This window comes from Streptomyces sp. NPDC058469 (assembly GCF_042721125.1).
In the GTDB taxonomy this organism is placed as follows: domain Bacteria; phylum Actinomycetota; class Actinomycetes; order Streptomycetales; family Streptomycetaceae; genus Streptomyces.
Genome location: NZ_JBHXME010000149.1, coordinates 1 through 19,219, shown reverse-complemented (window position 1 = coordinate 19,219; position 19,219 = coordinate 1). Strand labels below are relative to the sequence as shown.

Here is a 19,219-nt window from a genome sequence, read left to right as displayed (position 1 = left end):
CCACGGCTGCCTGTCACGTCACTTGGTGAGCGTGCAGGCGGCCAGGGAGTCGAGACCGGTGGGCTTGGTGCCCTGGCGCCCGATGGAGATGGCGATCCGCTCGATGGTGGACACGCGCTTGTCCTTCAGCGGGCCGAGGATCGCGTTCTGGACGAAGTTGGCGCCGCCCTGTCCGACGGTGTCGACGAGTCGCTTGTTCGCCTCGGCGATCTGGGTGTCGAGGAGGGTGAGGTTGCGGTCGACCTCGGCCTGCGCGGAGGCCGGAACAGCGGGCAACTGCGACTTCACGTCGGGGCAGGAGATGGTCCCGGCCGCCGTGGTGGTGTCCGTCCCTCCGGCCGCGTCGGTGGCGGACGCCGTGGCGCTCGGGGTCGCGGTGTCGGTCGCACCGGTGTCGGTGCCGCCCGTCTCGGTCCCGCCGGCGTCGGTCCCGCCGGTGTTCAGGGTGCAGGCGGCCAGGGAGTCGAGCCCGGTCGGCTTGGTGCCCTGGCGCCCGATGGAGATGGCGATCCGGTCGATCGTGGAGACGCGCTTGTCCTTCAGGGGGCCGAGAATGGCGTTCTGGACGAAGTTGGCGCCGCCTTGTCCGACGGTGTCGACGAGTCGCGTGTTCGCCTCGGCGATCTGGGTGTCGAGGAGGGTGAGGTTGCGGTCGACCTCGGCCTGCGCGGAAGCGGGGACAGCGGGCAGCTGCGACTTCACGTCGGGGCAGGTGATCGTCCCCGGGTCGGCCAACGTCCGGGCGCTCTGCGCGGTGCTGCTCTTGTCCGGCGTCCCGGCCAGAGCAGAACCGGCGATGACCGCGCCGGACAGCACCACGGCGGCGGCACCGCCGATGAACACGACGCGACGCTTGTTGTACTTGGGGAGAGCCCTGGACATGCGAATGCCTCACTCGGGTCAGGGGTGAACTGTGGGTGACTCGGGGGTGACTCGTGGGGAGAAACGCGGCGCCTGCGTTCGGCGAGAGGTACGGGAAAGCGGTTGCTGATGTTCAAGAACCTTTCAAATTGACGAATCATGCATGACTCTGCATAATCATGCATGCGAGACAATGTAGGGACACCACAGAACGACGACCCCCGTCCACAGCCTTTGAGGAGCAGCGCAAGTGAGCAGCAACAGCGGTGACGTACGGCTCTGGGGCGGTCGTTTCGCCGACGGTCCCGCCGAGGCCCTGGCGAAGCTGTCCGCGTCCGTCCACTTCGACTGGCGGCTCGCGCCCTACGACATCGCCGGTTCCCGCGCCCACGCGCGCGTGCTGCACAAGGCGAACCTCCTTGACGACGACGAGCTGACCCGGATGCTCGCGGGCCTCGACCAGCTCGAAGCGGACGTCGCCGATGGCTCCTTCGTCGGCACGATCGCCGACGAGGATGTCCATACGGCCCTGGAACGCGGCTTGTTGGAGCGACTCGGCCCCGACCTCGGCGGCAAGCTGCGGGCCGGCCGCTCGCGCAATGACCAGGTCGCCACGCTGTTCCGCATGTGTCTGCGCGACCACGCCCGTTCGATCGGCGGCCTGATCGCCGACCTCCAGGACGCGCTGATCGGCCTCGCGGAGGCCCACCCGGACGTGGCGATGCCCGGCCGCACCCACCTCCAGCACGCCCAGCCGGTGCTGTTCGCCCACCACGTGCTCGCCCACGTCCAGTCGCTGTCCCGGGACGCGGAACGCCTGCGCCAGTGGGACGAGCGCACGGCCGTCTCGCCGTACGGCTCGGGTGCGCTGGCGGGTTCCTCCCTCGGCCTGGACCCCGAGGCGGTGGCGAAGGACCTCGGCTTCGAGCACGGCTCCGTCGCGAACTCGATCGACGGTACGGCCTCGCGTGACTTCGTCGCCGAGTTCGCCTTCATCACGGCGATGATCGGGGTGAACCTCTCCCGGATCGCCGAGGAGATCATCATCTGGAACACGAAGGAGTTCTCCTTCGTGACGCTGCACGACGCGTTCTCCACGGGCTCGTCGATCATGCCGCAGAAGAAGAACCCGGACATCGCGGAGCTGGCGCGCGGCAAGTCCGGCCGCCTGATCGGCAACCTGACCGGCCTGATGGCCACACTCAAGGCCCTCCCGCTCGCCTACAACCGCGACCTCCAGGAGGACAAGGAGCCGGTCTTCGACTCCATCGACCAACTGGAGGTCCTGCTCCCGGCGTTCACCGGAATGATGGCCACCCTCACCGTCCACCGCGAGCGCATGGAGGAACTGGCCCCGGCCGGTTTCTCCCTCGCCACGGACATCGCCGAGTGGCTCGTCAAGCAGGGCGTCCCGTTCCGGGTGGCCCACGAGGTCGCCGGCGAGTGCGTCAAGGTCGCCGAGTCCGAGGGCATCGAACTGGACGGCCTCACGGACGAACAGTTCGCGAAGATCTCCCCCCACCTCACCCCGGAGGTCCGCTCGGTCCTCAACGTCCCCGGCGCCTTGGCCTCCCGCGACGGGCGCGGGGGCACGGCCCCGAGCGCGGTGGCGATCCAACTGGCAGAGATCAAGCAGGACGTGGCGACCCAGCACGCGTGGGCGACGGCCAAAAAGAAGTAGGCCCGGGCGATCTGCCCCCAAGGGCCGCAGGCCCTTTGGGGGCGCGGGGAACTGCGCGACAAGCCACGACGCACCCGCACTCGCCAAATCACCGAAGAACCCGAGCTCCAGGGCGAAGGTCATCCCGGGTTACGTTGGTCAGCAGCCGTACCGCAGCCGACCAACGGAGCCCGCGATGCCCTTCGCCCGACTGGCCACAGCGACAACCCCCACCTGCCACATCGGACTGGGCCTCGCCGCAGTAGGCCGCCCCGGCTACATCAACCTCGGCCGAGAAGAAGACCTCGGAGAGAACCGCAGCGTAGAAGCACTCCGCACGCGAAGCCACGACCTCCTGGACGCCGCGTACGCGCAAGGCGTCCGCTACTTCGACGCAGCCCGCTCCTACGGCCGCTCGGAGGAGTTCCTGGCCGACTGGCTGACCGCCCACCCCGACCTGGACGACATCGTGGTCGGCAGCAAGTGGGGCTACACCTACACCGCCGACTGGTCGGCGGACGCCGAGACGCACGAGGTCAAGGACCACAGCGTCCAGACGTACGAGCGCCAGCGCGCCGAGACCGCCGAACTGCTCGGCGACCGCCTCGACCTCTACCAGATCCACTCGGTGACCCCCGACAGCCCGGCCCTCACCGACAAGGAACTCCACGCCAGGCTGGCCGAGGCCGCCGCCCAGGGCGTGACCATCGGCTTCTCCACCAGCGGCCCGGCGCAGGCTGACGCGATCCGCGCCGCGCTCACCGTGACGGTGGACGGCGAACCCCTCTTCCGTACCGTCCAGTCGACCTACAACGCCCTGGAGACCTCAGCGGGCCCCGCCCTCGCCGAGGCCCACGACGCCGGACTCACGGTGATCGTCAAGGAGGGCATGGCCAACGGCAGGCTGGCGGAGCCGTACGCACCGGACGCCCTGAAGGCGGCAGCCGAAGAGACCTCAATGGGCGCGGACGCGATCGCCCTGGCCCTGATCCTGCGCCGGCCGTGGGCAGGCGTGGCCCTCTCCGGCGCGGCGACCGTGGGGCAGCTGGCCTCCAACCTGCACGCGGCGGTCGTTGACCTGAACGACGACCAGTTGGCCCGTCTCGACACGCTCGCCGAGGACCCGCAGGTGTACTGGGAGCGGCGCGGACAGCTGCCCTGGCACTGACGGACGGACACCCACTCCGACCTGAAGCCATGAGTCACGCATGCCCGTCATGAGACAGAAGTGTCTCATGTGGGTTATCGTTGTCTCATGGCCGTCGACCGTGACCACGTACTCCGCAGCGCAGCCGCCCTGCTCACCCGGAAATCCACGTCCACCATGGACGAGGTCGCCAAGGCGGCCGGAATCAGCCGGGCCACGCTGCACCGCCTCTTCGCGGGGCGTGACGCACTGGTCCGCGCGCTGGAGGCGCTCGGCATCGCCGAGTGCGAGGCCGCCCTGGACGCGGCCCGCCTGGACGAGGGGCCCGCGCGCGAAGCCGTAAGGCGACTCGTGCGCGAACTGGAGTCGGCGGCCGGCCTGCTCGCCTTCCTCTACTCCGAGAACCAGTTGTTCGAGGGCGAGGAACAGAACGAGGGCTGGACCCGGATCGACGACCGGATCGCCGCGCTCTTCCGGCGCGGCCAGTCGAGCGGCGAGTTCCGCATCGACCTCACCCCGGCCTGGCTCACCGAGGCCCTGTACGGCCTGATGGCCTCCGGCGCCTGGGCCGTCCAGGAGGGCCGGGTCGCGGCCAACGACTTCACCCACATGATCACCGAGCTGCTGCTCGGCGGCGCACTACGAAGAGACGAAACACGGAGAGAGGAATCATGACCAGCACCCTGCAGCCGGCTGTCGCGTCGGAGACGGAGAAGCGCCCGGGCCGTTGGCTCGCGCTGTCCGTCCTCGTGCTCGCCGTGCTGCTGGTGGCCGTGGACGCGACGGTCCTCGGCCTGGCAACCCCTTACATCAGCGAGGACTTGAAGCCGTCCGGCACCCAGCTCCTCTGGATCGGCGACGTCTACTCGTTCGTCATCGCGGGCCTGCTCGTGTCGATGGGCAGCCTCGGCGACCGCATAGGCCGCAAGCGCATCCTGCTCGTCGGAGCCACCGCCTTCGGCGCGATATCGATCCTCAACGCCTATGCCACGACACCGGAGTTGATGATCCTGGCGCGGGCGCTCCTCGGCGTCGCGGGCGCGACGCTGATGCCCGCCACCCTCGCCCTGATCCGCAACCTCTTCCACGACCCGCGCGAACGCAGCCTCGCCGTCGGCATCTGGGGCGCAACAGCCTCCGCCGGTACGGCAGTCGGCCCGGTCGCGGGCGGCTTCCTCCTCGAACACTTCTGGTGGGGCTCGGTCTTCCTCATCAACCTGCCCGTGATGGCGGTCCTGGTCCTGGTAGGCATCAAGACGCTCCCCGAGTCCAAGAACCCCGACCCCGGCCCCTGGGACCTGATCAGCGTGGTCCTGTCCCTGGTCGGTGTGATCGGCGTGGTCTACGCCGTCAAGGAGGCCGCGACCCACGGCTTCGAGCTGCCCTCGCTCGCGGTGGGCGCACTGGGCGCGGCGGCCCTGTACTGGTTCGTACGCCGCCAACTCACGCTCCCCGCGCCCCTGTTGGACATGCGCCTGTTCCGCAACCGCGGCTTCAGCGCGGCCGTCCTGGCCGACCTGCTGACCATCCTCGGCCTGTCCGGCCTGGTGTTCTTCCTCTCCCAGTACCTGCAACTCGTGCAGGGCAGGGGCCCGTTCGAGGCGGGCCTGGCCGAAATCCCCGCAGCCGTGGGCGCGGTGGCGGCCGGCCTGATCGCGGGAAGGGCGGCCCGCCGCTTCTCGGTCCGCGCGATCGTCGCCGGCGGCCTGGCGGCAGTCGGTCTGTCTCTCGCCGTACTGACGACACTCGACCAGTCGACCGGCTACCCGCTCCTCGGCGCCGCGCTCCTGGTGGTCGGCGTGGGCGCCGGCTTCTCCTTCACGGTGACAGCCGACGTCATCCTCTCCTCCGTACCGAAGGAACAGGCAGGCGCGGCCTCAGCGGTCTCGGAGACGGCGTACGAACTGGGCGCGGCCCTGGGCATCGCCGTACTGGGTTCGATCGTGACGGGCGTCTACCGGGGTTTCGCAGCACCGGCGGGCACACCGAGCGGGGCACACGAGTCACTGGGCGGCGCGGTGGAAGCGGCGGGCAGCATGCCGACCCACACAGCCCAGCACATGCTGACCTCGGCCAGAGAAGCCTTCGTCAACGGACTCAGCCTGGCATCAGCGGTAGGCGCAACGGTCCTACTGGCAACGGCAGTAGCGGCCTGGTTCATGCTCAGGGGGCAGCACTTGGAGAGCGCCGGGTAAGGAAATGCTTTTAGGGGCGCGGGGAACTGCGCGACCAGCCACAACACACCCGCACCCGAAAACGAACCCCTACGCAGCCTTGGCCTTCGTCGCGTACATATCCACGTACTCCTGCCCGGACAACCGCATGACCTCAGTCATCACAGAGTCGGTCACAGCCCGCAGCACATACCGATCCCGATCCATCCCCTCGTACCGAGAGAACTCCATCGCCTCACCGAACCGAACAGTGACCCGCCCCGGCCGAGGAAACCCCGCCCCACCCGGTTGCAACTTGTCCGTGCCGATCATCGCGAACGGAACGACAGGCGCCCCGGTCATCATCGTCAGCCGAGCGATCCCGGTCCGCCCCCGGTACAGGCGACCATCGGGCGACCGCGTGCCCTCGGGGTAGATCCCGAAGACCTTGCCCTCCTCCAGGATGCGGCGCCCGGTCATCAGCGCCGCCACCCCGCCGTTCGCCCCGTCCCGGTCCACCGGAATCATGCCGACGCCGGTGAAGAACCAGGCCATGAGACGGCCCTTGAACCCCTCGCCGGTGACGTACTCGTCCTTGCCGATGAAGAGCACCTGCCGGTCGCAGACCAGCGGAAGGATCATCGAGTCGATGAACGTGAGGTGGTTGCCGGCCAGGATCACCGGACCGTCGCCGGGGATGTGCTCGATTCCCTCCACCCGGGGGCGGAACATCAGGCGCATGATCGGTCCGAGCAGTGCCTTGATGAGCGCGAAGCGGGACAACGGGCCCTCCGGTGTCAAGGGGTTCGATATAAATCTGTGCAGGTGAGGACGATACTCGCGGCGCCCGGGGTATTGCACATCGGGTTCACCGAGGTCTTACGCAGTGTTGACGCACGTTTACCTGCGGTGCCGCGCCGGAGCCGTCCCGTAACCGGGCCGCCATGTTGTGACGCATCTCGCGTTCCTTGGTGACGACGCGTCAAACCTCGCCTTCCGTACGACATCCAGCGTCACCGCCGTGTTCCGGCCGAGGTCTCCCATTCGTCATGTACGCGCACCTACGATCGGCGCGCAGCGACGGGGCGACGCCAGGAGGTTTCATGGACACGCAGGGAACGCAGGGGCCGAACGAGCGAGTGAACGGCACCGGACGACGGGCCCTGCTCGGCGCCGCCGTGCTCGGCGCGGGAGTGGCCGCACTCGGACCGGCGGGCGCGGCGAGAGCCGCCGAGGCCACGACGGCCCGCCACGGAGGCGGCGGTCTGAAGGACCTGCCCAAGCCGACGATCGTCGGTCACCGCGGCACCAGCGGCTACCGCCCGGAGCACACCTTCGGCTCGTACAACCTGGCTCTCGACCTGGGCGCCGACATCGTCGAGGCCGGTGACCTCGTCCCGACCAAGGACGGTCACCTGGTCTGCCGGCACGAGCCGGAGATCGGCGGCACGACGAACGTCGCCGACCACCCCGAGTTCGCCTCGCGCAAAACAACCAAGCTTCTCGATGGCGTCTCCACGACCGGCTGGTTCACCGAGGACTTCACGCTCGCCGAGCTGAAGACCCTGCGCGCGATCGAGCGCATCCCGGTCAACCGCCCGCACAACATGCTCTACAACGGCCGCTGGGAGATCCCCACCTTTGAAGAGGTGCTCAAGTGGCAGGACGAGCAGACCCGTAAGCGCGGCAAGCAGGTCTGGATCTACCCCGAGATGAAGCACCCCACCTACTTCCGCAAGCGCGGGTTCGAGATGGAGAAGCTGCTCTCGACGATCCTGCGCCGGCACGGCAAGGACAAGAAGAACTCGCCGGTCCTCATCCAGTCCTTCGAGCCGACCAGCATCGCGAAGATCAACAAGCTCGTCGGCAACCCGCTCGTGGTGCTGCTGTCCGGCACGGGCACCCGCCCCTTCGACTTCGTCGACCTGGGCGACCCACGCACGGTCGACGACCTCGTCACGCCGAAGGGCCTCACCGAGATCGCGACGTACGCGGACGGCCTGGGCCCGACGCTCGACCTGATCATCACGAAGAACGCCGACGGCAGCCTGAACAAGGAGACCACCCTGGTCGCCGACGCGCACAAGGCGGGCCTGATCCTGCACCCCTACACCATGCGCAACGAGAACCCCTTCCTGCCGCTGGAGTACCGCAAGGGCAGCGCGGCGGACGCTTACGGCGACGCGTTCGGCGCCTTCAAGCGGTACTTCGCCACCGGCATCGACGGTGTCTTCACCGACAACGCCGACACGGGCCTGCTCGCCCGCGCGGACTTCGTCAACGGCTGAGCCCCGCGCCCCGTTGGAGTGACAGACGGCCGTCCCGGCAACCTTCCGCCGGGGCGGCCGCGTCGTGCCGCATATGACGCACCAACTTGTCGCCACCTTGCGCCCACTGCTCGCCGCCGAGGCCTCCGCCGAGGCATATGCCTCCGGAACGGAACCGGGCGATCTCGAACAGGCCGTCTGGCTCCGCCTCCTGGAACGCCTCGACGCCTCCGGTCCACCGGTCGACCCCCAGCGCTGGCTCCGCCGAGCGGTCCGCTCGGAGGCCCAGCGCACCCGCCGTACCGCCCGCCTCGAACAGTCGTACGACGGTGATCCGGTCGACGACCGTGACCGCGGCCCCGAACAGGCCGCGCTCACGGCGGCGAGGCATCGCGCGCTCCATGACGCGGTGAGCCGGCTGCCGGGCCGTTGCCCCCGTCTGATGGAGGCGCTCTTGTCGCCCAAGGACCTCACATATCGCGAGATCGCGGGGGAGTTGGGTATCTCACAGGGCAGTCTGGGCCCGGAACGTTCCAGATGTCTGGGATGTCTTCGGCGATTGCTGACGCCGGAGGTTGCGGCCCACGAAGCACGGGGATAGGAGTGAGGAATCAAGTGGCGATCAGGTGAGCGGGAGGCGTGCGCACATGGGCATGAGCGTGACCATCTCGGTGGCGACCGAGCAGGACGCAGAGCAGATCTTCAGGCTGCAGTACCTGTGCTTCCAGAGCGAGGCGGCGCTGTACGGCAACTACCGCATCGACCCGCTCCTCCAGACCCTCGACTCGGTCCGGGACGAGGTCGGTTCCGACTGCGTCTTCGTCGCCCGGCTGGGCGAGGAGGTGGTCGGATCGGTCCGCGGCACGGTGACGGAGGACGGCGCGGCGGCCATCGGGAAACTCTGCGTCCACCCGCGCCTCCAGGGCCACGGCATCGGCGCCCGCCTCCTCCGCGCGGCCGAATCGGCCCTCGCCGGGGAGCGCGGCGCCAAGAAGTTCCGCCTCCACACCGGCCACCGCAGCGAGGGCAACCTCCGCCTGTACCGCCGCGTCGGCTACGAGACCGTGGGCACCTCCCAGGGCGACGACGGCGTACCGATGATCGTCCTGGAGAAGCCGGTCGAGGCGTACGTCGCTACGGCGTGACGGTGTCGACAGTGCGGTTCTTCCGCAGCCAGTAGAGCGCGGACAGCGGCAGCAGCACGGGGATGAAGACGTACCCCGCGCCGTAGTACGACCAGACCGTCGCGTCCGGGAAGGCCGAACTGTCGACCAGGGTCAACGTACCCACGACGAGCACACCCGCGAGTTCGGCGGCGCAGCAGACCTGTGCCGCCCTGCGGGCCGTTTCGCCGCCGCGGATCAGGGAGTACGTGATGAACCCGTACACCACGCCCGCCACGGCCGACAGGGAGTAGGCGAGCGGGGCCCGGTCGAACTCGGTGGCGATCTGGTAGACGGAGCGGGAGACCGCGCCGACGACCATCACGCCGTAGAACCAGACGAGCAGCATGCCGGGCCCACTGATGAGCCGCTTCGGTTTCACTTCCGCGTTCTCTTCCGTGGCCGTCAACTCAGCCTCCCCAGATGTCGTAGAGCCGTACTTCGAGGACGGCGAGGACCACACCGCCGGCCGCGGCCGTGATCGAACCCCAGCGTGTGCGCTCCGTCAGTGACATGAAGCCCGCCGCCGGGACGGACGCGAACGCGCCCAGCAGATACGCCACGAAGATCGCCGTGCCCTGCTCCGCCTTCTCGCCGCGCGCCAACTGCACGATCCCGACCACCAGTTGGACCGTGGCCAGCAGGGTGACGACGGCCATTCCGATGAAGTGCCAGTCCTTGGTCGGCTGATCACGGTAGGCCGCCCAGCCGCACCAGGCGGCGAGCAGCAGCGCGGCGACACCGGTCGCCAGCGTCAGGGCATCAAGCATGCCGTGACTTTATTACGCCCCGAAAGGCCGGATGCGGTCGGCCCCGGCCCTGGTCGTAGGGTCGAGGGCATGAAGATCCACGCTGAGGCCCTCCTGTTCGACAATGACGGCACGCTCGTCTCCTCCCTCGAATCCGTCCGCCGGTGCTGGACCCGGTGGGCGGCCGAGTTCGAGATCGCCGCCGAGGACTTCGCACGGGTCGAACTGCACGGGCGGACCGCCGTGGCGATAGCCGCCGACCTGCTGCCCGCCGACGTCGTCCCGGCGGCGGTCGCGCGGATCGAGGCGCTGGAGGTCGAGGACGTGCCCAACGGCGGCGCGACCCTGCTGCCCGGCACCAGGGACTTCCTCGACTCGCTGCCCGCCGACCGCTGGGCCGTCGTCACCTCCGCCACCCGCCGGCTCGCCGAGGCCCGGCTCGCGCACGCCGGCATCCTGCCCAAGACCCTCGTGGTCGCCGAGGACGTCACGCGCGGCAAGCCCGATCCTGAGCCCTACCTCCTCGCCGCCCGCCGACTCGGCGTAGGTCCGGCCCGGTGTGTCGTCTTCGAGGACGCCCCGGCGGGACTCCAGGCCGGCCGCGCGGCCGGAATGATCACCGTGGCATTGGCCACAACCCACCAGGCCCACGAGCTCGACGCCGACCTTGTTGTGAGTGACCTGTCAGCCTTGTCCGCGCTGGTCAGCGACGGGGGAGTCGAGATCTCCGTGCGCCGCTGACACCCGTCCGCCGTTGTCCGGCATGCGGACAGCGGCCCTTTGTCAGGACCGTACGTCTGCTTTACTGATTCCATGACCACGACGAGCAGCCGCACCCTTGCGACCGAGGCGACCCTGACGCCCGGTGCTCGTTGTATGTGTCGAATGTGCGCCTTCTAGAGGGCCCCCGCACCACCCCCGAGCCTCGCGCCCCGAAGCGAGCCGCCGTGGCATGTCCATGCGCCCTGTGTCGTATGTGACGGACGCCTCCCCCCCCACTGCCTGAACGGCGTGGGACCCCCATCGCGCACATTTCCCCCCTCGTACCCAGGGCACACCCACGCCCGCGTACCCGACAGTCATGGAACCCCAGTGATCACCACATCGGGCCTGACCAAGGTCTACCGCTCACGCGGCCGTGAGGTCACCGCCCTCGACGGCGTCGATCTCCACGTCCGCGAAGGCGAGGTCTACGGCGTCATCGGCCAGTCCGGCGCCGGCAAGTCCTCGCTCATCCGCTGCGTCAACCTGCTGGAGAAGCCCACCGCCGGCACGGTCACCGTCGACGGGCAGGACCTCACCGCCCTCGCCGGGCGCGGACCGCGCGCCGGACGCGAACTCCGGCAGGCGCGCAGCCGTATCGGCATGGTCTTCCAGCACTTCAACCTGCTCTCCTCGCGGACCGTGCAGGACAACATCGAGCTGCCGCTCGAAATCCTCGGAAAGTCCGGGAAAGAGCGCTCGCGCAAGGCACTTGAGCTGCTGGACCTCGTCGGGCTGGCCGACAAGGCGAAGGCCTACCCGGCGCAGCTCTCCGGCGGCCAGAAGCAGCGCGTCGGCATCGCCCGCGCGCTGGCCGGCGACCCCAAGGTGCTGCTCTCCGACGAGGCCACCAGCGCGCTCGACCCGGAGACCACCCGCTCGATCCTCCAGCTGCTGCGCGACCTGAACCGGCAGCTGGGCCTGACCGTCCTGCTCATCACCCACGAGATGGACGTCGTCAAGAACGTCTGCGACTCGGCAGCTCTGATGGAGAACGGCCGCGTCGTCGAGTCCGGCACCGTGAGCGAACTGCTCGCGACTCCGGGCTCCGAGCTGGCCTCCGCGCTGTTCCCGGTCAGCGGCGAGGCCCACGGCGAGGACCGCACGGTCGTCGACGTCACCTTCCACGGCGAGGCCGCCACCCAGCCCGTCATCTCCCAGCTCTCGCGCACCTACAACATCGACATCTCGATCCTCGGCGCCGCCATCGACACCGTCGGCGGACTCCAGGTCGGCCGTATGCGCATCGAGCTGCCCGGTCGCTACGAGGACAACGTCGTGCCGATCGGCTTCCTGCGCGAACAGGGCCTGCAGATCGACGTGTTGGGCCAGGAGCCCGTACTGCTGAAGGAAGGTGCCAAGTGACCTGGTCGGAGATGCAGCCGCTGCTGTCCCAGGCGTGTTGGGACACGCTGTACATGGTCGGCTGGTCCACGGCCATCGCCGTCGTCGGCGGACTCCCGCTCGGCATCCTGCTCGTCCTGACCGACCGCGGCGGACTGCTCCAGAACCTCGCCGCGAACAAGGTCATCGGGCAGATCGTGAACGTCGCCCGCTCGCTGCCGTTCATCATCCTCATGGTCGCGCTGATGAACTTCACGCGGACGATCACGGGGACGACCATCGGTCGCGAGGCCGCGATCGTGCCGCTCGCCATCGGGGCAATTCCCTTCTTCGCGCGCCTGGTTGAGACGGCTGTCCGGGAAGTGGACGGCGGACTGGTCGAGGCCGTGCAGTCGATGGGTGGCAACACCTGGACGATCGTGCGCAAGGTCCTCGTGCCGGAGTCCCTGCCCTCGCTGATCTCCAGCACCACGACGACGATCGTCGCGCTCATCGGCTATTCCGCGATGGCCGGCACGGTCGGCGCCGGCGGCCTCGGCGACATCGCCATCCGCTACGGCTACCAGCGCTTCGAGACCCAGCTGATGTGGCTCACCGTGGCGATCCTCGCGGTCGTCATCTCCCTCATCCAGTTCGCCGGCGACTACGCGGCCCGCTCGCTGCACCGGCGCGGCGGACAGTCCGGTGCCGCACCGAGGCTCCGGCTGCTCAAGGCGTCCACCGCCACGAGCAAGACCGTCTGAGCCAGACCGTTTGTCCTGCCCCCACAGAACTCCCCGCACCACCCATCGCGGGGCTGCTCAACCCCTCAGGAAAGGCACTTTTCGTGCGTAACACCGCCAAGATCACCACGGCCGTCCTCGCCGCCGGAGCCCTCACCTTCACGCTCTCCGCCTGCGGTTCGGACAAGGGTTCCTCCTCGGCCTCCTCCGACTACAGCGGACCGCTGGTCGTCGCCGCGAGCCCCACGCCGCACGCCGAGATCCTCGACTACGTCAAGGACCACCTGGCGAAGAAGGCCGGACTCGACCTGGAGGTCAAGGAGTTCACCGACTACGTCACGCCGAACACGGCGACCGAAGACGGTTCGGTGGGCGCCAACTACTTCCAGAACCAGCCGTACCTCGACGACTTCAACAAGAAGAACGGCACCCACATCGTGCCCGTCGTCACGGTCCACCTGGAGCCGCTCGGCCTCTACTCCCACAAGGTCAAGAGCGCCGACGCCCTCAAGAGCGGCGCGACGGTCGCCGTCCCGAACGACAGCGTGAACGAGGCCCGCGCCCTCAAGCTGCTCGCGGCGAACGGGCTGATCACCCTCAAGTCCGGTGTGGGCAACGAGGCGACCCCCGCGGACATCACCAAGAACCCGAAGAAGCTCAAGTTCAAGGAGCTGGAGGCGGCCCAGACCCCGCGCTCCCTGGACGACGTCGACGCGGCCGTCATCAACGGCAACTACGCCATCTCCTCGGGCCTCAAGCCCGCCAAGGACGCCCTGATCCTGGAGTCGGCGAAGAACAACCCGTACGGCAACTTCCTCGCGGTCGAGAAGGGCCACGAGAAGGACCCGCGCGTCAAGAAGCTCGCGAAGCTGCTGACCTCGCCCGAGGTGAAGAAGTTCATCGAGGACAAGTACGCCGGTTCGGTCATCCCGTCCTTCTGAGTCGAGCCGGGGGAATCACCATGCGCAAGAGCATCGCCGTCACGGCGGCCGGACTCGCCGTGACCTTCTTCGGCCTCACGGCCTGCGGTTCGGGCTCCGACTCCGGCAAGGGCGGTGGCAAGGACGACGGCACCCTCGTTGTCGGCGCCACCGCCGTGCCGGCCGGCGAGGTCCTGACGTACATCAAGGACAACCTGGCCGCGAAGGCCGGACTCGACCTGGAGATCAAGGAGTTCACGGACTACGTCCTGCCGAACACCGCACTCCAGGAGGGCTCGCTGGACGCGAACCTCTACCAGAACCAGCCCTTCCTTGACGAGTTCAACAAGTCCAAGGGCACCGACCTGGTCTCGGTCGTCAAGGCGTACCTGCCGCCGATGGGCGTGTACTCCAAGAAGATCCAGGACATCGCGAAGCTCGGCGACGGAGCCACCGTCGCCGTGCCGAACGAGACCACCAACGAGGGGCGCGCCCTCGAACTCCTCGCCGCCAAGGGACTGATCACCCTCAAGGAGGGGGCGGGCACGGACGCGTCCCCCGCGGACGTCACGGCCAACCCGAAGCACCTGAAGTTCAAGGAGCTGGACCCCGCCCAGCTGCCGCGCTCGCTCGACGACGTGGACGTCGCCGTCATCAACAACAACTACGCCCAGGACGCGGGCCTCAGCCCGGCCGAGGACGCGATCCTCCTGGAGTCGGCGAAGGACAACCCGTACGCCAACCTCCTGGCCGTCAAACGCGGCAACGAGGACGACCCCCGGGTCGAGAAGCTCGCGAAGCTGCTCGTCTCCTCCGACGTGAAGAAGTTCATAGCGGAGAAGTACAAGGGCTCTGTCCTGCCGGTCACTTCCGGCTGACGGGGGCGTATACGGCGTATCACCACGCACGGGGTCCACCCGCTCACCGCGGGTGGACCCCGTGGTGCGGTTCCCCGCTTTCATGCTGCATGCTGGGCAGTTCAGGTAGGCCCTGAACATTTTCCAAAGGTTACGGAGCGGCGCATGACGAGCACCTTCCCCAACATCTCCATCAGCACGGAGCGGTTGGTGCTCCGGCCCCTCGACGAGGACGACATGTCCGCCCTGACCGAGATGATGAACGACGAGCAGGTCGCGGCCTGGACCGACGTCCCCCAGCCGTTCACCGAGGCCGGCGCCCGTCGGTGGATCACCGACTACGCGCCCGCCGAACGGACTTCGGGCCGCGGTCTCGACCTCGCCGTCACCGAGTTCCTCACCCAACGGCTCGTCGGCATCGTCCAGTTGACCAAGACCGACTGGCACATCCGGTCCACCGAGCTGTCGTACGTCATCGCGCCCTGGGCCCGCGGCGAGGGCTACGCCTCCGAAGCCGCGCTCGCCACCGCCCAATGGCTGTTCGGGGACCAGAAGTTGGAGCGCATCGAACTGCGCACCGCCGCCGACAACACGGCCTCCCAGCAGGTCGCCCAGAAGATCGGCTGCATCAGCGAGGGCGTCCTGCGGGGCGCGTGCATAGCGCACGTCCACGCCGACGACGGCACCTGGACCGACGTCCGCACCGACTTCATCGTGTGGAGCCTCCTCCCGGAGGACCTGGAGGGCACGGCCGAACAGCTTGAGGACGCCGACGGTTTCACGTCGCTCGCCGACTGGAACTGAATCCGGCGGGTACGGCGCAGGGAGCACCGCCCAGCCGCACCAGGTACCCTCACGATGCCCGCGTAGGGGCCGCTTTCCCCGACGATCTGCGAAAACCTTCTGGAGACTGACGACGATGGCCGACCGCGTCACGGTGATCGGCTGGGACGGCTCTCCGCTGACCGCCGCGGCACGCTCCGCCCTCGCCGCCGCCACCCTGGTGGCCGGCGCGCCCCACCATCTCGCGCTCCCCGAGGTACTGCCGCGCGCCGAGCGCATCCGCCTCGGCAGCGTCGCCCTCGCCGCCCGCCGTATCGCCGGCCACCGCGGCACCGCGGTCGTGTTCGCCGACGGGGACCCGGGCTTCTTCGGAGTCGTACGGACCCTGCGCGCACCCGAGTTCGGCCTGGAGGTCGAAGTCGTCCCCGCCGTCTCCTCCGTGGCCGCCGCCTTCGCCCGCGCGGGTATGCCCTGGGACGACGCACAGGTGGTCGTCGCACACAGGCGCACCCTGCGACGCGCGGTGAACGTGTGCCGGGCCCACACAAAAGTCGCCGTCCTCACCTCACCGGGCGCCGGCCCGGCCGAACTCGGTCTCCTCATGGAGGGCGTCCACCGCACCTTCGTCATCTGCGAGGAACTGGGCACCGAGCACGAGCAGGTCACCGTCCTCACCTCGGACAAGGCCGCCGACCGCACCTGGCGCGACCCCAACGTCGTCATCGTCATGGGCGGCCCGGTCGGCCCGTCCGTCACCGGAACCACCGGTGAGGGCTGGATCGCCGGCCGCGACCCGTCCGCGGTCGCCCGCGGCTGGACCCTGCCCGCCGACGCCTACGGCGGGCAACTGGGCGAAGGGGAAACGGATCTGCTCCGGGCCGCCCAACTCGCGCGCCTCGGCCCCCGCGTCGGAGACCTCGTGTGGGACATCGGCTGCGGCAGCGGCGCCTTCGCCATCGAGGCGGCCCGCGCCGGAGCCGCCGTCATCGCCGTCGACCGCGACACCCAGGCCTGCACCCGCACCGACTCCGCCGCCCGCAGCTTCGGCGTGCACCTCCAGATCGTCCAGGGCGACGCCCCGCACATCCTGGAGAACCTCCCCGAACCTGACGTAGTACGCGTCGGCGGCGGGGGAGTGGCCGTGGTCTCCGCGGTCGCCGACCGGCGCCCGCAGCGCATCGTGGCGCACGCCTCCACCCGCGACGAGGCCGAACTCGTCGGCCGCGACCTGACGGAGCACGGCTACCACGTCGAGTGCGCCCTCCTGCAGTCCGTCGAACTCGACACCAGGGCCTGGACGGAGACGGAACGGAGCGTCGCGTTCCTGCTCAGCGGCCTCCTTCCGGAGCGCCTTTCCTGACCCCTCGTACCGTCCCCGTGATCCTGTTGTCGTACTGCGCGCGGTAGGCTGGCGGACTGTTGTACCGCATTAGGTGACCCGGCACTTCGTTCGTCAATGTCCGGAAAACCCGCCCGTTTTGGGGTGAGTGTGGTACGGCGGAACCGGAGGACGCGCAACGTGGCGCAGTCCACAGCGGGCCGTCGCGGGTCAACCTGTCGCGACGGCCGAACGACCGCGACAATGCCAGTCAATGGCTTTGTCGTCTAAATGGCTTTGTCGCCTTTTGACGTCGGGTCGTTCGTGCCGCTGGACAGGCACGCTCGTTCTCCACTGCGGGGCGGTCGGTGCGCCGTTCCCGGTGAGCGGGTCGTAGAAGCACTAACCGATGGGCGAGGGGTACGCATGACCGACACCGGCCAGATCCCGGCCGAGGGGCTGCCGGAGAACGCAGGCATGGTGGAACAGCCAGGCGTTCCCGCGCACGGCGCGTACACCTACCTCTCCGAGACCACCGCAGAGGACGAAGACCTGTTGCTGCTGCCGGGCGCCCAGGGCGCCTGGGGCAACGAGGTCCCGCCCCCCGCCCCCGAGCCCGTCGTCGAGACGCTCCACGAGCCGGCTCCGCACGAGGCTGCCGCGAATGAGCCGGGTCCGGCCGAGGTCACTGGGCAGGATCCGGGTCCGTACGAGGTCGCCGCGCAGGATCCAGGTCTGCACGAGGGTGCTTTGCGCGAGCCGGGTCTGTACGAAGCGGGTCCGCACGAAGCGGCTGCGCACGAGGCTGCCGCACATGAGCCGGGTCCGCATGAGACGGCCGGTCGTGACAGCGGTTCCGTCGATCTGGGGGGCGTCCGACTCCCCGCGTCACCGCCGCCCGCGCCGGTTCCGCCGCGCCGCCCGCTGCACCTCGGCCCGCCCCTCCCCGACACCTCCGCGAGCCCGGTCCGCTCCCTCGCCGACCGCGGTCCCGCGGGCGCGCCGGTACGGCAGCAGGGCCCGCCGACGACCGGCCCCGAGTACTTCGACGCACCCCAACTCCGCGACCTGCCCCCGCAGGGCGCGGCTCCCTGGGGCGCCCAGGCTCCGGTGAGCGCGGGGGTGCAGACAGCGGAAACGGTTGTTCCGGTTGGCGAACCGGACGGCGAGCCCGTCGGCGCGGCACAGGCGACACCGGCGGCGCAGGCAGCGCACGCTTCAATGGCGGGGTTTGCCACGGAGGCGGTTGGCGGCGGTATCGCCATGGCCTTGGACGCCGGGGTTGTCGTGCCGGAGCCGGAGCCGGCTCCGGTCATGGGTGCGAGTGCGAGTACCGGTAAGGACGCCGGTCTGGCACAGGCTCCCGACGCCGGTGGGGCGTGGCAGGGGCACGGGCAGTTGTTCGCGGGGGAGCCTGCGGCCGCTTTCGCCCACGTGAGCACGGAGAGCTCCGGAAACGCCGGTCTCCCCGAGGCGGGGCAACTGCCGGAGGGCGCCGAGGACTTGGCTGCCGGGCAGGATCAGGCCCAGGTCCAGGTACAGGCCCCGGTGCAGACGCAGGTGCAGGCGCAGGTGGATGTGCCGGGCTCCGATGCGGGGTTCGCGCCTGTTGGTGACGGGCACGGTGGCGACGCCGGGTACGTGCCGGAGGGTGCGGGTGCCTTCGAGGCGGTGCCGGTGGCCGGGGACGCGTTTGCTGCGGGGCCTGGTTCGGTTCCCGAGGACGCGTTCGCTGTGGGTGCCGGGCAGGAGCCGGAGCAGTTTGCTGCTTCGGATCCCGTGCCGGGTGCCGATGTCGCGCCGGAGTCTGAGGTCGTGCCGGGTTCCGAGGAGGCGTTCGCTTCCGAGGCCGAGGTGTTGCCGGATGCCGTTGGCGTGGCGGCAGCGGGAGAGGGTTTCGACGCCGGGTTCGCTGCGGCTGACGAGCAAGGTGTCGAGGCCGAGCCGGTCTACGCCGCCGAGCAGCTTGTCCAGCCCCTACTCGCTCAGGGTCCCGAAGAGGTACAGGCACAAGATGTCGCCCCCGAGCCTGTGTTGGTTCACGACGTCACGCCGAACCCCGAAGCGGTAGCCGCTCCGGAGCCGGTCCAGGCAGAGGACGTCGTGTACGCGCCCGCCCCCGACCAGGTTCTCGAAGCACCTCACACCCACGAGATCACCCCCGTAGACGAGATCGCGGCCATCCAGGAAGCCGAGCGAACTCCGCCTGATTTCCCGGGAGTTGAGACACCACTCACCCCCGAATCCGCACACCTCGCAGACACCCAAGCTGAAGCCGCCCCGGCCCCCGAGCCCGTCGTAGCCGAATCCCACGTAACGGAGACGGCAGCACCCGAGGCGACCGGTCTCATCCGACAAGCCGACGACGCCTCCTTCTCAACCGGTGTCCCACTGGAGCCGCAGCCGCAGCCGCAGCCGGAGTTGCAGCCCCAGCCCCGCCCGGACGACTCCCTCGGCCGCTTCGTCCCGGTGGAAGGCTCGGTGCCCACCCCCCCCCACCACGCACCGACCCC

At 69.2% G+C, this 19,219-nt stretch carries 18 protein-coding genes and 1 pseudogene; 15 read left to right on the top strand and 4 right to left on the bottom strand.

Annotation, left to right across the window (positions count from 1 at the left end; all coding sequences use genetic code 11):
• Nucleotides 1-18 precede the first annotated feature (18 nt).
• Nucleotides 19-882, bottom strand: coding sequence for a hypothetical protein (locus ACFWP5_RS41180; protein ID WP_384169241.1), 864 nt, complete (start codon nt 880-882; stop codon nt 19-21).
• 229 nt (nt 883-1,111) lie between these two features.
• On the opposite strand from ACFWP5_RS41180, the gene argH reads away from it, so the two are divergent.
• The 4 genes from argH to ACFWP5_RS41160 all read left to right on the top strand — a co-directional run bounded on the left by argH (nt 1,112) and on the right by ACFWP5_RS41160 (nt 5,863).
• The gene (gene argH, locus ACFWP5_RS41175; RefSeq protein ID WP_384169238.1) at nt 1,112-2,542 is read left to right on the top strand and encodes an argininosuccinate lyase; all 1,431 of its coding nucleotides are present in this window, start codon (nt 1,112-1,114) and stop codon (nt 2,540-2,542) included.
• 175 nt (nt 2,543-2,717) lie between these two features.
• On the top strand, nt 2,718-3,689 hold the full coding sequence (locus ACFWP5_RS41170) for an aldo/keto reductase (RefSeq protein ID WP_384169234.1): 972 nt from the start codon (nt 2,718-2,720) through the stop codon (nt 3,687-3,689).
• Nucleotides 3,690-3,776: 87 nt separating this feature from the next.
• Complete coding sequence (locus tag ACFWP5_RS41165) at nt 3,777-4,343, top strand: TetR/AcrR family transcriptional regulator (protein ID WP_384169231.1); 567 nt, start codon at nt 3,777-3,779, stop codon at nt 4,341-4,343.
• The gene (locus tag ACFWP5_RS41160; RefSeq protein ID WP_384169228.1) at nt 4,340-5,863 is read left to right on the top strand and encodes an MFS transporter; all 1,524 of its coding nucleotides are present in this window, start codon (nt 4,340-4,342) and stop codon (nt 5,861-5,863) included. The genes ACFWP5_RS41165 and ACFWP5_RS41160 overlap by 4 nt, the downstream gene beginning before the upstream one ends.
• 69 nt (nt 5,864-5,932) lie before the next feature.
• Here the strand turns inward: ACFWP5_RS41160 and ACFWP5_RS41155 are convergent, their stop codons facing one another.
• Nucleotides 5,933-6,604, bottom strand: coding sequence for a lysophospholipid acyltransferase family protein (locus ACFWP5_RS41155; protein ID WP_384169271.1), 672 nt, complete (start codon nt 6,602-6,604; stop codon nt 5,933-5,935).
• Nucleotides 6,605-6,924: 320 nt separating this feature from the next.
• On the opposite strand from ACFWP5_RS41155, the gene ACFWP5_RS41150 reads away from it, so the two are divergent.
• From ACFWP5_RS41150 to ACFWP5_RS41140, 3 genes are all read left to right on the top strand, one after another.
• Nucleotides 6,925-8,109 carry a glycerophosphodiester phosphodiesterase gene (locus tag ACFWP5_RS41150; protein ID WP_384169225.1) on the top strand — a complete coding sequence of 395 codons (1,185 nt, stop codon included), beginning with the start codon at nt 6,925-6,927 and terminating at the stop codon, nt 8,107-8,109.
• Nucleotides 8,110-8,182: 73 nt separating this feature from the next.
• The gene (locus ACFWP5_RS41145) at nt 8,183-8,689 is read left to right on the top strand and encodes a sigma-70 family RNA polymerase sigma factor (RefSeq protein ID WP_384169222.1); all 507 of its coding nucleotides are present in this window, start codon (nt 8,183-8,185) and stop codon (nt 8,687-8,689) included.
• A 46-nt stretch (nt 8,690-8,735) separates the two neighbouring features.
• Nucleotides 8,736-9,233 (top strand): GNAT family N-acetyltransferase, encoded by a 498-nt coding sequence (locus ACFWP5_RS41140; RefSeq protein WP_384169219.1) that lies wholly within the window; start codon nt 8,736-8,738, stop codon nt 9,231-9,233.
• Here the strand turns inward: ACFWP5_RS41140 and ACFWP5_RS41135 are convergent.
• A complete protein-coding gene (locus ACFWP5_RS41135; protein WP_384169268.1) occupies nt 9,223-9,600 on the bottom strand; it encodes a hypothetical protein in 378 nt (125 codons plus the stop codon). The two genes, ACFWP5_RS41140 and ACFWP5_RS41135, sit on opposite strands and share 11 nt — an antisense overlap.
• 61 nt (nt 9,601-9,661) lie before the next feature.
• Nucleotides 9,662-10,021, bottom strand: coding sequence for a hypothetical protein (locus tag ACFWP5_RS41130; RefSeq protein WP_384169216.1), 360 nt, complete (start codon nt 10,019-10,021; stop codon nt 9,662-9,664).
• 69 nt (nt 10,022-10,090) lie between these two features.
• Between ACFWP5_RS41130 and ACFWP5_RS41125 the strand changes: the two genes are divergently transcribed.
• From ACFWP5_RS41125 to ACFWP5_RS41090, 8 genes and pseudogenes are all read left to right on the top strand, one after another.
• Entirely contained in the window at nt 10,091-10,741 is a 651-nt protein-coding gene (locus ACFWP5_RS41125; RefSeq protein WP_384169213.1) for an HAD family hydrolase, read from the top strand.
• Nucleotides 10,742-11,092: 351 nt separating this feature from the next.
• Nucleotides 11,093-12,127 carry a methionine ABC transporter ATP-binding protein gene (locus ACFWP5_RS41120; RefSeq protein ID WP_384169210.1) on the top strand — a complete coding sequence of 345 codons (1,035 nt, stop codon included), beginning with the start codon at nt 11,093-11,095 and terminating at the stop codon, nt 12,125-12,127.
• On the top strand, nt 12,124-12,849 hold the full coding sequence (locus tag ACFWP5_RS41115) for a methionine ABC transporter permease (protein ID WP_384169207.1): 726 nt from the start codon (nt 12,124-12,126) through the stop codon (nt 12,847-12,849). The genes ACFWP5_RS41120 and ACFWP5_RS41115 overlap by 4 nt, the downstream gene beginning before the upstream one ends.
• 83 nt (nt 12,850-12,932) lie before the next feature.
• Entirely contained in the window at nt 12,933-13,769 is an 837-nt protein-coding gene (locus ACFWP5_RS41110; RefSeq protein ID WP_384169204.1) for a MetQ/NlpA family ABC transporter substrate-binding protein, read from the top strand.
• Between the two features lie 20 nt (nt 13,770-13,789).
• Nucleotides 13,790-14,626 (top strand): MetQ/NlpA family ABC transporter substrate-binding protein, encoded by an 837-nt coding sequence (locus ACFWP5_RS41105; RefSeq protein ID WP_384169200.1) that lies wholly within the window; start codon nt 13,790-13,792, stop codon nt 14,624-14,626.
• Nucleotides 14,627-14,770: 144 nt separating this feature from the next.
• On the top strand, nt 14,771-15,409 hold the full coding sequence (locus tag ACFWP5_RS41100; protein WP_384169197.1) for a GNAT family N-acetyltransferase: 639 nt from the start codon (nt 14,771-14,773) through the stop codon (nt 15,407-15,409).
• Nucleotides 15,410-15,524: 115 nt separating this feature from the next.
• Entirely contained in the window at nt 15,525-16,748 is a 1,224-nt protein-coding gene (cbiE, locus tag ACFWP5_RS41095; protein ID WP_384169193.1) for a precorrin-6y C5,15-methyltransferase (decarboxylating) subunit CbiE, read from the top strand.
• A gap of 384 nt (nt 16,749-17,132) precedes the next feature.
• Nucleotides 17,133-19,219: pseudogene (locus tag ACFWP5_RS41090) on the top strand (hypothetical protein); the annotation flags it as partial.